Genomic DNA, 13,972 nt, shown 5'->3' on the forward strand with positions numbered 1-13,972 from the left:
CGTCGATCACCTCACGGTGGTCCTGCCAGCGGCCACCCCGCTTCGGCGTCCGGTCCGGGAGCAACGGCTCGATCCGCGCCCACTGCGCATCAGTCGCTGCAGCCACCGACCAAGAACGAGATGAAAAGCCAGCCCTGTCCCGCTCCGCCCCCGCTCGTCGGCTCTTCCCCTGAAGGGGCCGCCCGCGTGCTGGGGGGCTGCCCCTGGGCAAGGACGCCCACCGTGCGTTGCCCCATCGCCCCGCTGCCGCCCTACTTGTACTGGGTCGGCCCGGCCCGCGCTCGGATCCGCAGGAAGGTGCGAGAGGTTGGGTTTGCCCAACACCGGTGCGGGCCGCGGTGAAGATGTCCGTGAGGCCTGCCCTCTGGCCGACTTGGAGCCGGATCCGCAACGTTGAGTTACGGTTCCCGTCGATTGCTCACGTAGGCTGCCTGACCAAGTATGTGTTGCGAGGCGGGCAACTCTGTCCTGGGCAGCTCGCGTGCCAGAGCGGCTGATCACCGGCTTGCGCAGTGCTCTGGCGATGGCTGGTGGGACACCATGTCCGGACGCCGCCAGAGGCGTTGCGCAGTCCCGCCGGCGAAACCCGGCACGTGGATTCCACCCCTTCCGGCCACCGAAACGATGTGGCCGGAAGACTTCCGTTACAAGCCATGGAGGTGGGGTCGTCTTCGTGCTGTCATAAGACGATGGCGACGTTTCGGGGCCCGTTGCGCGGTCTGTACCATCGTGAGACGTTCAGACTCCACGTGGATGAAGGGGGCTTCTCCACCTACGCGCATGGGTGGATCGATGACCCTGAAGGCAAGACGTGGCCGCCCGCCGAGTGGTCAAACAGGTACTCCTGGGAGTGGCGCGAGGTCGACCGCCTATTCTTCGGCCGTGGGGCTGCACGGGGATGGACCCTGTACGCCCGCCCCGCGCCGGACATCGATCCGCACGCCCCCGAGGTTGCACGCGACAAACCGGGCTACTTCCAACATGCGGGCTGGTATGGCGGTTGGTCGGTTTGTCCTCGCCATACCTACTTTCTTCGCTGGCGAGGCGTGGCCAGAGCCTTCCTGCACTACAGCGCCGGAGCGGTGGTGTTCGACACCGAAGCCCTCCCCGCGAGGTGGCGGAGACTGATGAAGTAAGAGTCCAGAGCCACAACACCGGCGGCGGAGCCCAGGCGCTCGGGTTCGTCTGGCGCCGACGGGAGGCCTCGCCGTGCTGACCGTGCTGATCGCCCGCAGCAGCACCGAGCCCGGCCGCGCCGGATGCATCGATCTGTCCCGCCTTATGGCCGGCATGCCGCACGGCTGCAACCTGACTCTGACCGGACTCGACACCTGCGACGTGGCCGAACCGGTCGCGCATGTGTGCGACCGATCCGTTGGCACCGCCAAGTCGAACGACTGTGCGTCGACGGTCACGCTCTGTACCTCCAAACGCTCCTCGCGGAGGTCCCGCTGGAGCGGGTGTCCCGCCAACGGACGTCGCTGCCGGTGCCTCAGCTCACTCGCCCAGGCCCTGTGCCGTCAGCTGGAGGCCCTGTCCAGCCCGGCCTGCAGCCTCGTCGAGAGCATCGCCGTGTTCCGCCCGCAGAGAACCGGGAGTGGCGCATTGACCGTCGAGGAGTTCGAGACGTTCTACGCCCAGACGGTCGGGCGGCTCACGGGCCAGTTGTAGGTGATGCTCGGTGATCTTCAGGAGGCGCAGGACGTGGTGCAGGAGGAGTTCGCCGGGGGGTGGATCCGACGATCCCGGCTCGACCGTGACGGACTCGTCCCGAGGCATGGATCACTGCGCTCGCTGGCTGTTCCCCGCCTGAGCAGGACGCCCGCACACCACGACCGCCGCTCGCCCCGTTCTGGCAGTGGGACTGGACACACTTCCTGAACATCGCCCGCGACGGTTACTTCCCGGGAACGGACGGACCGCGGCAGAAGGACTGGGACAACCGCGAGGCCTTCTTCCCTGGCTTCCCGCTCGCACTGCGCGCGGTCCACGCGGTCGTCCCGCACTGGACCCCGGCGGGGCTGCTCATCTCCTTCCTCGCCAGCGCGGTCGCCGTAGTGGCACTGGCACTGGCACGCATCGCCGAGCACCTCCTGCCCGGCGGGAACATCGACCGCCCGGACGGACCCAGACCGGAGTCGACCATCGCCACCCTCATCGTCGAGCGGGAGGGAAGCTTCCGCGGACCGCGCGAGGCGACGGAGCCTCAGGAAGAGCCGTTTGCGTGGTCACCACCGCCGCCAACTACCGCTCACCCATCGAGATCGCCTCCATGGGCATCTGACCCGGCGTATGACGGTAGGCCTGGTGCAAGGGCACGGCTGACTCCGCTGTGCCGAAGCTCATCGCCCGCGCCAGTTCCCGCTCCAGGCGCTGCGCGTCGAGGCGCACCTGGGCGGGGACGTCGCCGCGTTCGAAGACCAGGCGATCGAAAATAGGGGTGGTCTGAGGCTGCTTCGGGTGGTGCGGAAGATAGGTGGAGGACGCGATCTGCATGCGGTACTCCTCGGGAACGACGAGGGAAGGACAGGAGCCCCACCCGTTGGCGGTCACCTTCATCAACCGCAGTAGACCATCTGTTCCGGTGCTTGCAAGGGGGCTGATGAGGCAAAGCACCTTCCTCTTCGGGCAGCGCCCCACCGAGGGCATCGCTGGCACGTCCTCCGGTCCGAACGGCGCACCGCTCGGTGGACCAGCGAAGCAGAGGCCGTTCGCGCAGTTGCCCTTCCTGTCGGTGAAGGTGACGTGGCGGCGGTTGGTCGGCGCTTTCGGCATTCACCAGGCCCTTGGCCGTCGTCGTGGCATAGCCGGTGAGCCCGCAGGCGTGCCCGCCCCCGTGCCGAGTCGCAGGTTGCTCCCTTATGAGGGCTCCCCAATGAGGACACTCCGCTCTACCGCCGGTAGAATCCCGGGTATGAGCAAGTCGACGAGCATCAAGACCAGCGAGGACGTGCGTGACCGGCTGCGCGTCCTGGCCGCGGAACGCGGTACGACTATCACCGAACTGCTGGAAGAGCTGGCCTCCCGCGAGCTCACGGCGGCCGAGCGCGAGCAGCGTGCCGTCGAGGCGGCCCGTGAGCTGGGTGTCGAGTACACCGAGCAGGTCCAGCAAGCCGGCCAGGACGCCTGGGCCAAGGTCCGAGCCCACCAGGGCGGCGCCGCCGCGTGAATCTGACAGCAGTCCTGGACCACACCGCCCTGGCCGCCCTGTACCGAGCGGATCCGTTCTTCACCGGCCTCTACATCGAGGCCTCGCGCGGCACCGGCCGCGTCCTTGTCCCGTCGCTGTCCGTCGTCGCCGCCGAGCGGGAGGCGGCCGGAGCGGGCAAACACGCGGCGTCCCTGCGGTTCGCCGAGAGCGTCCCGTTCACCGCGGAGCACGCCAAGGAAGCGATGGCCTGGGAGGACGCGGACTGGCCGGTGGCCCACGCGGCGGCAATCGCGTGGCAGGCCGTGAAGAAGGGGGAGCAACTGGTCGTCCTGTCGCTGGAGCCCAGGCTCTATCAGGTCACCGGGATCACCCCGCTCGACCCCACCTGACGGCAAGCCGAACCCCACAACCGCTTAGGACGCCGCCCGCACGGCGCGGACTCACCCCGAAGGGAGGGCGTCACGCGTCGGGCCGGTGGCCCAGATCGCGGCGGACGGTGCTGTGGACGTGCATGACAGGCAGCGTCCCGGCGGGCGGCACTCATAGGCCGCATGAATCTGACGGACGATGTCCAGCACCAACGCCGCGACCGACCGGTAGCCGTCACTCAGCTCACGCAGCGGGAAAGGCGCCTTGCGGCCCGGCATGCGCACCCACAGACCATCGGACGACACCCCCTGGATCTGGAAGCGGTCCGGCAACAGTCCGTCGCCCAGCAGAGCCAGGACTGCATCCAGCAAGCGCCTCGCAGCGCCCTCATCGGCTCTACTTTCCTCCTGTTGCGCGCGTTCCTGTTCGAGCGCGCGGTAGTGAAGATCGAGAACCCACCCCACGCTGTCCGACAGGGCTGCGTCGTCACGGAAAAGCGTGTCCACGGTTCCGGGAGTATTGGTCTGAGCTCTGTGGGAGGGGCTGGCACTGGCAAGCCGTCGGAAGGGCCCGTATCCAGCACAGAACCAGCCCCGCGGAGCATAGCCCCATGGCCCCTGCCTGCCGCGCATGAGCGACTCGTTATCCACCTCGACGCTCGGCCACCGTGCCACCCCTTCGCCGTGCTGCCGTGTGCCGTGGGGCCATTTCATGCTCATCTGAAGCGTAGAAGGAGCCGCCTCATCGTCCGCGTCGAAGACATCGGCTGCCGGGTCGACATGGACGTCGACCTTTACGAAGCCGCCTCGGCTCTGTCGCTGACCCATCCGCCGATGTTCACGTTCAGGGATGCAGCGGCATCTGGGCCGCAGAGTGCCACGGCGATCGCCTGCAGGAGTGTTGTCTTCCCCGAGCTGTTGCGCCCGGCGATGACTGTCCAGCCGCCCTTTCCGGGCAGCCTCAGTCCCCGGCCCGACGGCCGCTGAAGCCCTTGATGTCCGTGAGCTGGACCCGTGTGACATACACGTGCGTTCCGTCTCCCTCTCCTGCCCCGACAACCCGCCCCTGACCGGGAAAGCCCCTTCAACCTCACCTTCTCATGCAAGCAACCTCCCATGCCGAGGCACACTCCCCGGGTACCCACCCGGAGCAGGGCGCGATCCGAGGTGCCTCCGATGGGTCCTGGCCCCGTCGTGCATGCCCAGCGATGCACCCCATCAGCCCCCTCCCATGTGGCCCGAGAAGGACAGCATCCCCTCATGCCGTGACGGCGATACACCGGATGAGGACGCGCGGCCCCCACCGTCGTGCGCAGCTGAGCCGATCCGGCTGCGCTGCTGGCGGTGTTCGGCGGCGGCAGCATCGGCCGCACGCAGGGCGCACCGCCGGGCGGGTCCGGTCTCTCTCACGATCGGCTCGGCTTCGGCGGGGGCCCACGCTTCACAAGGGGACGGCCCGGTCCGGCCCGTGCGCTGTCCCAAGGGCCGCCCGTCCCGCCGCTCGATCATCACTGATATAGCGCTGTCGGCGCGGCCGGAGTTCGAAGCCGTGATCAATGCGGTGGTGGGTGCCGCGCCGAAATCCGAGCGCCGCGACCTGTACGGCAAGGTCGACGGTGCCTGGCTGCCCCGATGGTCCACGCTCCTCGGAGGATCGAGACTGGGTGATGCGACCCGTTTGGTGGCCCGGGGCGCGACGGTGCCGGTGGAAGACGTCGCGGACAGTTTCGTCGCCTTCTGCACGGCCCCCGCTCCTGCAGCGGAGGACTGGCTGCTCCTCACCGGCGAACTCCCGGTGGGGACCCGGATCCCACTGGGCCGCTCCACCCTGCAGACCTTCACGGCTGGGCCCCATGCCGGCCCTCTAGGGCCTTCAGCCGGGCGGGCTCGACCTCGATCTCCTGGCCGGCGCACCGTTCGTCCACGCCCCGAACCCCGAGCGCGCGCCGGACCGCAGGGACATACTGGTTCGACTTCGCCGGTCCACGCCCGGAGGCCCTGCCCTGGAGGGCGTTGCTGCCGCTGATCCTGTGGAGTGAGGAGCTGCTCAGGACGCGGTGTTCGGCGTCGAGCGCGGCCGCTATTCGACCTGAATGCAAATCAGGTGCTCACCACCGTCCAGAACTACGAGGACCGCCATGGCATCCCGGAAGAGGGTGGATGTCCGCGAGAGCGGCAGCCTCCACGTCGCTCCAGTCGCTCTCCCGCGGCTGCAGGCCTCCTGCTCCGCGGTGATAGCGAAGATCGATGCCGTCATGGACGGCATCACCAGCGGCCGGAGTCTTCCGAGGAAGCGCGCCCACCGCTTGGAGCGAGCCCTGTGAACGCCCTCGACAGCACCAGCTGACTAGGAGACGCTTTTGAAAACCCAGATTCCCGACTGTGGCCTTCCCCCCCCGACGGCCCGCTCGACGTGTACGCCTCGTCGATCACCTCCGCCGACATCGAGGCGTAGAGGGCCCACGACTTCGAACGCCAGGCAGGTAGGGGGTAGTGGGAGTACGGCAGTGGTCGTGGAGAAGGCGGCCGAAAGGGTCTCGGTCGCAGTTGACGCGTCGGTGCTCCCCCACTTGTGGCGCACTGAGCGCCTGGCCTTCACCGTCACCGCCGCGGGGCAGGCGCCGGACCTGCCCCGTAGCAGTCCTGGCGGACCGCTTACTCCTCCCGGGCCATCCGCGGCCACCTCCGGCGCCGTGAGATTCGCGTTCATTGCAACCGCTGAGCGGATCCGGCCGCCTTGATGCCGGGAAAAGAGCATTCCTGGTGCCTCACGGCAGCCGTCCGACGAGATCACCCCGCCCTCTTGCGCTGCCCGATCAGTTTCCCGAACGCGCAAGGGGGCCTGACCATTTCCATGACCCTCTGTGCACATCCCAAAGAGCGCGATGTGGCATTATCCACAAGTCACGCATACGCGCTAATCTAGGCTTCGGGAGTTCATCATCATGAGTGAAATTGTGGGAACTGCCTTCGACACCGTGAGGCCCACCCAGAACTATGTTTGCAAGCAGGAGGTTGAGAAATACGTCCACCGCATTTCGGCTGGAGAGCAGGTTGGCCACGTGGAGGTATACAAGACCGGTGGTCACTATTACATCCAGGAAGGGCATCACAGATTTGTCGCGTATATGCGACTAGGTTTCGAGATTCAAGACATCGTCTTCGATGGAGGTAAGGCGGGGCCTGTAGGGTATCCAGACTGGACCTCCGTAAGCTATACCGAGTATTCAGTTCAGTGGCTCATCGAAAATGATCACGACAAATATCTGGCGCTATCCTCCCAAAGCGCGCAAGCGGCGAATCAGAAAAAGGTCATCTCCTTCATCAATGCTGTGATCTCCTGGCAGCATGTAGGCGGTGACGATGGGGAGGTATGGGGCGCCGCGGCAGAGCTCACGGATGCCGAATTTGAAAGCATGTCGAAATTCTCCGAACTGGCCACCGAAAATGGGGCAGTCGACCTCACGCAAAACCAGATTGTGAAGGAGAAAGTGCAGGAAGTGCTCGCGGCTTATACCGAGAACTACCGATTCAATTTCCTTGAGTAAAGGAAGCTGATGTGACCGGTGCATCTGCTCCTGCTGAAGCGGATGGTTGGTGCTGGTCAGGTGGGGTGGCAGGCGAAGGCGGGACGTGGTTTGTGTCTGTCTCATTCCAGGATGCCCGGCTTTCGCGGCTGCGTGCTTCCGTTGTCGTCGCTGTGCGCCTGGGCGCACTCGGTTCGCGGCGGTACGCCCGAAGCATGTCGACGCGACGTGCGTATCCGAGTGATCTGTCCGATGCCCGCTGGGAGTTGATCGAGCCGGTCCTTTCCGCCTGGCGCTTCGAACGCCGAGGCAGGGCCCTGGGCTTCGGCCGGCCGCCGGAGCACGACCTGCGCGAAATCATGGATCCTCTACGTGGCCCGCACCGGTGTGCAGTGGCGCTACCTCCCGCACGACTTCCCACACTGGAACACGGTCTACGGCTACTTCGCCAAGTGGCAGCAGGAAGGAGTATTCGCGCAGCTCAACAGGCTGCTCCGCCAGCTCTTACGGGAGAAAGAGGGCCGGCAGGCCGAGCCATCGGGCTGCGTGATCGGCGCCCAGAGCGTCAAGACCTGGGCGCCGACGCCGGACAGAAGATCGTGGGCAGGAAGGGGAACATCGTCACCGGCACCCGTCTCCTGGACCAGGTCGCCGCCGAACACCCCGGCATCCGCAAGCTGTGGGTCGACGGCGGCTACCGCCAGCACCTCGTCGAACACGCCGCCACCCTCGGTATCGACGTGGAAATCACCACCCGTAAGCCCGCCACCAGGGGATTCACGTCGATCCCGAAACGGTGGGCGGTCGAACGGACCTACGGCTGGCTCATGCTCCACCGTCGCCTCGCCCGCGACTACGAGACCCCGTCCGCTCGCTCCGAAGCCATGATCCACCTTGCCATGACCGACCTCATGGCCCGCCGCCTCACCGGTGAGAACACTATCTCCTGGCGCGACCTGAGACCACAGATCAAATACCAAATTCCGAGATAAAACACCGGGCGAAAGCGACCTCTGAGCCCGGCAAGCAGGGCCTGAGGCAGTAGCAGGACTATCGGCGCGGTGGGGAGCGAGGGCAGTTCGGCGTATGCCTTCTGTACGGGTCACCTTTCGATGGACGCTGAGCCGTCCGGCCGGTGTGGTCAGTCGACATAGGACTGGAGCGGGCCGCGGCGCCGGACGTCGAGGGTCGCGCAGTGGCCGCCGAAGGGGGCGTAGTGCAGCAGGTCGCACGGGATCGGCTCGAAGCCCCACTTCTCCAGCGCGTGCAGCATCCCCGTGTGGTGCCGCTCCGCGATCACCCGCTTCTCGTCGAGCATGAGCATGCTGAGCCACTTGCCGCGCATCGACGTCACCTTGAGCAGCCGGTCGTCGATCGGGTCCGGTTCGGGCGCGACCAGCACGTCCCAGCCGTCCAGGACGTCCGGCAGCCGGCCAGGGTCGATGTACTCGGGGTTGACCAGCACCTTCCCGGGGGCGAGCAGCACGAACGCGGTGTCGATGTGCATGGGCGTACGGCAGCGGCTGGTGATCTCGTGGATGCAGTATTCGGGGCCAAGGCGGCGGCGCAGCCAGTCGATGCCCATCGCGTTGGTGACGTTGCTGCGCGTCACGAACAGGTCGCGGCCCGCCCGGACGAAGTTCGCCGCATCGCTGCCCGGGTTGGCGCATCGGCTCGCCGAAGAGCCCGGCATGGAGCCGGCGCCTCAACTGCCACAAGCCCGCGAAGTGGACGCTGGACTCACCCGATGGTTCCGACAACACCTCGTGCATAGACACTAGGGTCCGTCTTCAAACGGATCTTGCCCAGAGCAGGATCGATGCGAGGGTGACCGCCGCTTCGTAGGAAGTGGCCGTCTTTTCGTATCTCGTGGCGACCCCGCGGAAGCCCTTGAGCCGGTTGAAGCAGCGCTCGACTGTGTTGCGCCGTCGGTAGGTCTCCCGGTCGAACCCTGGTGGTCGGCCGCCGTGGCCACCGCGCCTGAGCTGGTGCCGTCGCTGGTCGGTCTTCTCGGGGATGGTGTGTGCAATGCCGCGTTTTCGCAGGTAGGCGCGGAAGCCGCGGGAGCTGTAAGCCTTGTCCGCGATGACCTGGTCGGGCCTGCAGCGCAGCTGGCCCGGGCCAGTGCGGGGAACACGGATCCGTTCAAGAAGAGGGCGTGCGCAGACGCTGTCGTGGCGCTGGCCGGGCGTCACCAGGATTGCGAGCGGGCGGCCCTTGCCGTCACAGGCGAGGTGGATTTTGGTGGTCAGTCCGCCTCGGGATCGGCCGAGGGCGTGATCGTCCGGTTCGTCCGGCCGATGGTGCCCCCTTTTCGGCCGGTGGCGGCGGCGTGCTGGTGAGCGCGGACGATGGTGGAGTCGATCTGGACCAGCCAGCCGATGTCGCCGCCCGCGTCGGAGTGGGCCTGGATCTGCCGCAGGGCCCGTGTGAAGACTCCGTCGAGGGCGTAGCGGCGGAAGCGGGTGTAGACGGTCTGCCACGGCCCGTAGCGTTCCGGCAGGTCACGCCAGGAGATCCCGGTGCGGATCTTGTAAACCATCCCGTTGACGACCTGCCGATCCTCCACGCGGGGCCGTCCCGTCGCAGCCCGGGGTATCAGCGGAGCGAGCAACTCCCACTCCTGATCACTGAGTTCATGACGACGTACCACGACACCATGATCTACCACCCGGATGATCTTTGAAGACGGACCCTAGTGCCACCTCCAGAGGCTCCACTTCAGCCACGTCATGCTTCCAGTGAGCCGGAACAACAACACGCCGCAACAGCCAGACATCACTCATGCCAGTTCAGCAGTGGCTCGCTCGATCCCACAAGAACCTCACAAGAGCAGCGTCTATGGTGTTGACACCCGTAACCAATAAGGAAACCGGGACAGATACATTGCCCCTCTTCCCACGTTTCCGAGCACCGTAAAACACTCGATTGCAAAAGCCTAAGCCGCAGAATTTATCCAATGAAGCGGTCACCCCTTCGAACCGCAAACCCGAGAAGGCGGCGTTCTTCCACTTCCCGTATCCGCTGAGCGTGGGGTGTAATTGTGCCCGAAGCGATGAACTCACTACTGTCTGCCGCCGAGGAGGCCCTCTCCGCCTTGCGCCGATTCAGCAAGGTAATGAAGGAACATTGTGACTCTGCGAGCATGACAGACGCCGATGGCGACGACCGCGCACGAGTGGGCGCATACTGGCTATGCGAACTAAGCCAGTTGCAAGAATCAGAGGACCATGCCCATGAACTCCATGCAGCCATGAACTATCTGGTCAATGTTGATGACGCCGAGCTGGACCTGTTAGTGACACTGGAAGAACATTCGTACTGGCCCTGGAAAGCATCGGAGGTCGACGACAGCAGACTTACGAAGCGGGAAAGATGCGTGATAATGCTTGTTCTCCGCGGCTTGACCAACCGCGAAGTGGCCAAAGAGCTGTATGTCAGCGTGAAGACGGTTGAGTACCACCTGGGAAACATCTACAAAAAACTGAATGTCACCTCCCGCCGCGCACTGCGCAGGCTGTTGGCTCCCTCCACCGACACAGAAAAGCAGCCCAGCCACAGCGCCCAGAAGCACAGCCGATCTCACGGCCGGAAACGAGGCATGGACTGAGGTGACCGGCCAGGTCGGGCGATCGACGTGTGCTGTTCCCATCGAAAGCCAGGAGGGCGAGAGATCACTGGTCAACTCCGGCTCGGCGATGCATGCGCGAGTGCTTCCAGAACCTGCGAGCGGGCGGTGTAACCGCGCGTAACTAGGAGGCATCCCTAGGGCGACTGCCACGGTCAGGCTACATCGTGGGATCTTCACCCCTCCGCCGCAGCCAGTCGACATCGACCGAAGGGAGTGCAATGAGCCGAGTGCTCGTGGTCGACGACGACCCAGCTATCCGTCGGTCGCTGGACCGTGCGTTGAGACTCAAGGGCTTCACTGTGCACCTGGCGTCCGACGGTCAGGCAGCCCTGGCGGACATGGCGGTACGGCCGACGGACATCCTGGTTCTCGACGTGGCCCTGCCCGACATGAATGGTACGGATGTCTGCCGGCTTCTGAGGGAAAGCGGGGATCACACCCCTGTCCTCATGTTGTCGGCCTTGGATGAAGTCGGTGACCGGGTCACAGGACTTGAAGCGGGCGCTGACGACTATCTCGTGAAGCCCTTCGCCTTGCAGGAACTGGTTCTGCGGCTGCAAGCACTCCTACGCCGCAGTTACACCCCTGTCGATGATGTCCTGTGCGTCGAGGATCTCATCATGAATCCCGCAACGAGAGAGACCACCTACTTCGGGGCAGAAATCACGCTCACCGGAAGGGAATTCGAACTCCTTCTGGCACTTGCGCATAATGCGGGGAGAGTTCTCACGCGGGACCAACTGCTCGAGCGTGTATGGGGATACGGCCTGGAGATCCGTACTGACGTTGTAGACACCTTCATCAGCTACTTGCGCCGTAAGCTGGAAGCGGATGGACGCCCGCGTTTGATTCACACCATCAGAGGTTTGGGATTTATTTTGCGTTGCGGTAACATCGGTGGGTCGTGAGACTCTCGACGCGAATCGCCATTCCTGTCGGCATAACTGTTCCCCTTCTTGTTCTGGCAGCTGGGTGGCTACTGGTACGCCTGGTTGCAAACGATCTCGATCAGCAGCGAGACGAACGGCTTCGTGCCCGCGGTGTCGCCATCGCATCGATAGCCAGGGACTATCTGCTCGCAACGTCCCGGGACCGCCCGGCAGCAGCGAGGCTGTGTCACGAAAAGTTGCTGGCCGCAGCAATGGACGTCGGCATACGACTCTCCTCCGAGGGCGGCACAGAAGTCAGGGTCGGCCCGCAGCCCAGACCGAAAATGCCTTACGCAGGAATCCCGACAACGGTGCTGTCAGACGGGCAGTGGAGGGTTCTGTCCTTTCGTATCAATGGGCCACGGCCTGACACTCGCGGCACACTTTCGCTGTTCGCTCGAATCTCCGACGAGGACGCAACAATTCGAAGTGTGCGGCACCGAATCCTCTGGGTGGCGATTCTCGCATCTCCCCTGTCTGCCTTGCTCGCCCTGTACAGCGCCCGGCACGCGACACGCCCACTTCGTCTTCTGGAACAGCAGGCGAGCGGACTGGATCCACAGATCAGCCACACTCGTCCGCAGCATGTGCCTAGTGGCATCTCTGAGGTGGACTCGCTCGCGTCAACATTCCAAACGGTGCTCAGTCGCTTCGACGAGCAAGCCAGGCGGACCGAGGAGGCTCTCGAAACCGCTCGGTCGTTCACCAGCGCGGCCTCGCACGAACTCCGCACACCCCTCATGAGCATGCGCACGAACTTGGATACCTTGGCCGAGTATCCGGATCTGAGCCCACAGACATTCTCCGAGTTGGTAGAGGACTTGCGAAGTGAGCACAAGCGCCTGATGGAGATGTTGGAAATGTTTCGTGCGTTGGCCCGCGGTGACTTGGTTGAGGCCGATGCGTTCACCACCATCGATCTTGTCGAGGTCCTCGAAGCAGCAGTCAGCAGCGTACGGAGACGAGCACCTCATATGATACTGAGTGTCAAAACTGTCCCTGGTCTGCAACTATACGGTTGGGAGCCAGGGCTCCGGATGGTGCTGGACAACCTCCTCACCAATGCGGTCATTCACGGCTGTCGCAGCGGCGAGGCACCAGTGGTTGACGTGCAGTTGCGTAGTGAGACAGCTCTCGACGGCGCTTATGTCGTACTGACTGTGGACGATCGAGGGCCGGGGATAGCTCCCAAAGACCACGAAGGGATTTTCCAGCGGTACAAGCGGCGGCCTGACAGCCCCGGCTCTGGCCTGGGTCTCACCCTAGTGGCGCAGCAAGTGGCACTGCACCGCGGCAGCGTATGGGCATCAACGCCGTCATCCGGCATCGGCACTCGGTTCGTAGTACGGCTTCCCATCAATACTCAGGGCACTGCTCCTACCACTCCACATGCTCACCGAGACTGGCTGACAGGAACCCTGAAATCGCAGTGAACACCGGGATGTGGCCCGCCGCGACTCGCCGGTGCCACAGCCCCTTCGGCTCCCACCGCCGAATCGGCGCGGTGTCCGCCGGATCATGCGCGGCGTGTGCCCTCTCCACGATTCCTGCGGGCGCGGCCGCGCCGGGGACGGGGAGGCAGACGGCGAGCCTGTCGGACGGACAGCGGGCGAACCATTCCCTCGGGTGACGCCCAGACGCAAAGCCTCCTTGTCACTGAGCCTTGTTGTAGGCCTCCCTGATGTGGGCCGGGACACGACCCCGGTCAGCCACATGGTGATGTTGCGCCCGAGCCCAAGCCCGGATCTCCTCGGCACTCGGACCTTCCGCCGTCGTCTTGGCAGTCCTGCTGGACCTCTTGGGTCGAGTGATTTTGCGACCCTTACTGATAAAGGGAGCCAGCGCTTCGAACAGCTTGTCATAGTTGTCCGACACAAGATCGATCTCGTAATTCACCCCGTCGAGAGAAAAGGTGTGCGTTCGCACATCCTCGGATTCCGCACCAGTCAAGTCATCCGTGTAAACGGTCACGATTTTCTGAGCCATATTTGGATGGTACCCACTTTTTCGAGAGTGTCCACCCCGGACGCTCCCACCGAGCATGCATTCGCTCCTTCGAGCATTACTGGTGAAAGGGAACAGTCGAGCTGGATCCCAGCCATAGCGACCACGCGCTAACTGCCGGGACAGCTTGCTCCTGAGGATTTGGTCTCGGAGTTCCGTCCGGGCTCATCGCCATCGGCCGCGCGGATGGACGTGCCCGTGAGATTCCACCCCCACGGCGGGAGCGTGCCTGGCCCACACGTCACATGTCGAGTGTGCCCTGCTCTTGGCTCAAGGCTGTCGTGTGTGCCCCATCGGGAAGCAGGCAGCACTGAGGTGCGAAACTGCCGGCCCGCAGTACTCAGACGGAATCCACTGTTGGA

Annotated in this window: 11 protein-coding genes and 4 pseudogenes; 9 read left to right on the forward strand and 6 right to left on the reverse strand. The window is 64.7% G+C overall.

Annotated features, from left to right (window positions below):
- Positions 1 to 1,605: 1,605 nt before the first annotated feature.
- Together ACIGAQ_RS37090 and ACIGAQ_RS37095 are read left to right on the forward strand one after the other, a co-directional pair.
- A pseudogene (locus tag ACIGAQ_RS37090) lies at positions 1,606 to 1,796 on the forward strand (sigma factor); the annotation flags it as partial.
- A pseudogene (locus tag ACIGAQ_RS37095) lies at positions 1,784 to 2,099 on the forward strand (hypothetical protein); the annotation flags it as partial. The pseudogenes ACIGAQ_RS37090 and ACIGAQ_RS37095, both read left to right, overlap by 13 nt.
- Positions 2,100 to 2,244: 145 nt before the next feature.
- On the opposite strand, the gene ACIGAQ_RS37100 reads toward ACIGAQ_RS37095, so the two are convergent.
- Positions 2,245 to 2,496: a hypothetical protein gene (locus ACIGAQ_RS37100; protein WP_399791196.1), complete on the reverse strand. Its 252-nt coding sequence runs from the start codon at positions 2,494 to 2,496 to the stop codon at positions 2,245 to 2,247.
- A gap of 418 nt (positions 2,497 to 2,914) precedes the next feature.
- Between ACIGAQ_RS37100 and ACIGAQ_RS37105 the strand changes: the two genes are divergently transcribed.
- Together ACIGAQ_RS37105 and ACIGAQ_RS37110 are read left to right on the forward strand one after the other, a co-directional pair.
- Positions 2,915 to 3,169, forward strand: coding sequence for a hypothetical protein (locus tag ACIGAQ_RS37105; RefSeq protein ID WP_399791075.1), 255 nt, complete (start codon positions 2,915 to 2,917; stop codon positions 3,167 to 3,169).
- Complete coding sequence (locus ACIGAQ_RS37110) at positions 3,166 to 3,540, forward strand: hypothetical protein (protein ID WP_399791078.1); 375 nt, start codon at positions 3,166 to 3,168, stop codon at positions 3,538 to 3,540. Before ACIGAQ_RS37105 ends, ACIGAQ_RS37110 begins: the two co-directional genes overlap by 4 nt.
- Positions 3,541 to 3,591: 51 nt before the next feature.
- On the opposite strand, the gene ACIGAQ_RS37115 is transcribed toward ACIGAQ_RS37110, so the two are convergent.
- Positions 3,592 to 4,026 (reverse strand): hypothetical protein, encoded by a 435-nt coding sequence (locus tag ACIGAQ_RS37115; protein WP_399791081.1) that lies wholly within the window; start codon positions 4,024 to 4,026, stop codon positions 3,592 to 3,594.
- Positions 4,027 to 4,313: 287 nt separating this feature from the next.
- A complete protein-coding gene (locus tag ACIGAQ_RS37120) occupies positions 4,314 to 4,883 on the reverse strand; it encodes an AAA family ATPase (RefSeq protein WP_399791199.1) in 570 nt (189 codons plus the stop codon).
- A 1,581-nt stretch (positions 4,884 to 6,464) separates the two neighbouring features.
- Here ACIGAQ_RS37120 and ACIGAQ_RS37125 point away from each other — a divergent pair.
- Positions 6,465 to 7,067, forward strand: a complete 603-nt coding sequence (locus tag ACIGAQ_RS37125) for a hypothetical protein (protein WP_399791084.1) — start codon at positions 6,465 to 6,467, stop codon at positions 7,065 to 7,067.
- A gap of 194 nt (positions 7,068 to 7,261) precedes the next feature.
- A pseudogene (locus tag ACIGAQ_RS37130) lies at positions 7,262 to 8,038 on the forward strand (transposase).
- Between the two features lie 149 nt (positions 8,039 to 8,187).
- Here the strand turns inward: ACIGAQ_RS37130 and ACIGAQ_RS37135 are convergent.
- Positions 8,188 to 8,706 (reverse strand): annotated as a pseudogene (locus tag ACIGAQ_RS37135) (amidinotransferase); the annotation flags it as partial.
- A gap of 130 nt (positions 8,707 to 8,836) precedes the next feature.
- Positions 8,837 to 9,699, reverse strand: a protein-coding gene (locus ACIGAQ_RS37140) for an IS5 family transposase (RefSeq protein ID WP_399791087.1) whose coding sequence is annotated in 2 segments (ribosomal slippage) — positions 8,837 to 9,340 and positions 9,343 to 9,699 — 861 coding nt in all. Because the reading frame shifts where the segments join, the coding sequence is not laid out codon by codon here.
- Between the two features lie 492 nt (positions 9,700 to 10,191).
- On the opposite strand from ACIGAQ_RS37140, the gene ACIGAQ_RS37145 reads away from it, so the two are divergent.
- The 3 genes from ACIGAQ_RS37145 to ACIGAQ_RS37155 all read left to right on the forward strand — a co-directional run bounded on the left by ACIGAQ_RS37145 (position 10,192) and on the right by ACIGAQ_RS37155 (position 13,039).
- On the forward strand, positions 10,192 to 10,656 hold the full coding sequence (locus ACIGAQ_RS37145) for a LuxR C-terminal-related transcriptional regulator (RefSeq protein WP_399791090.1): 465 nt from the start codon (positions 10,192 to 10,194) through the stop codon (positions 10,654 to 10,656).
- Between the two features lie 239 nt (positions 10,657 to 10,895).
- Positions 10,896 to 11,585 carry a response regulator transcription factor gene (locus tag ACIGAQ_RS37150; RefSeq protein WP_399791093.1) on the forward strand — a complete coding sequence of 230 codons (690 nt, stop codon included), beginning with the start codon at positions 10,896 to 10,898 and terminating at the stop codon, positions 11,583 to 11,585.
- Complete coding sequence (locus ACIGAQ_RS37155; protein ID WP_399791096.1) at positions 11,582 to 13,039, forward strand: sensor histidine kinase; 1,458 nt, start codon at positions 11,582 to 11,584, stop codon at positions 13,037 to 13,039. Before ACIGAQ_RS37150 ends, ACIGAQ_RS37155 begins: the two co-directional genes overlap by 4 nt.
- 220 nt (positions 13,040 to 13,259) lie before the next feature.
- On the opposite strand, the gene ACIGAQ_RS37160 is transcribed toward ACIGAQ_RS37155, so the two are convergent.
- Positions 13,260 to 13,592, reverse strand: a complete 333-nt coding sequence (locus tag ACIGAQ_RS37160) for an Lsr2 family protein (protein ID WP_399791099.1) — start codon at positions 13,590 to 13,592, stop codon at positions 13,260 to 13,262.
- Positions 13,593 to 13,972: the final 380 nt, after the last annotated feature.

It is taken from the genome of Streptomyces sp. NPDC085932 (assembly GCF_044540525.1).
In the GTDB taxonomy this organism is placed as follows: domain Bacteria; phylum Actinomycetota; class Actinomycetes; order Streptomycetales; family Streptomycetaceae; genus Streptomyces; species Streptomyces levis.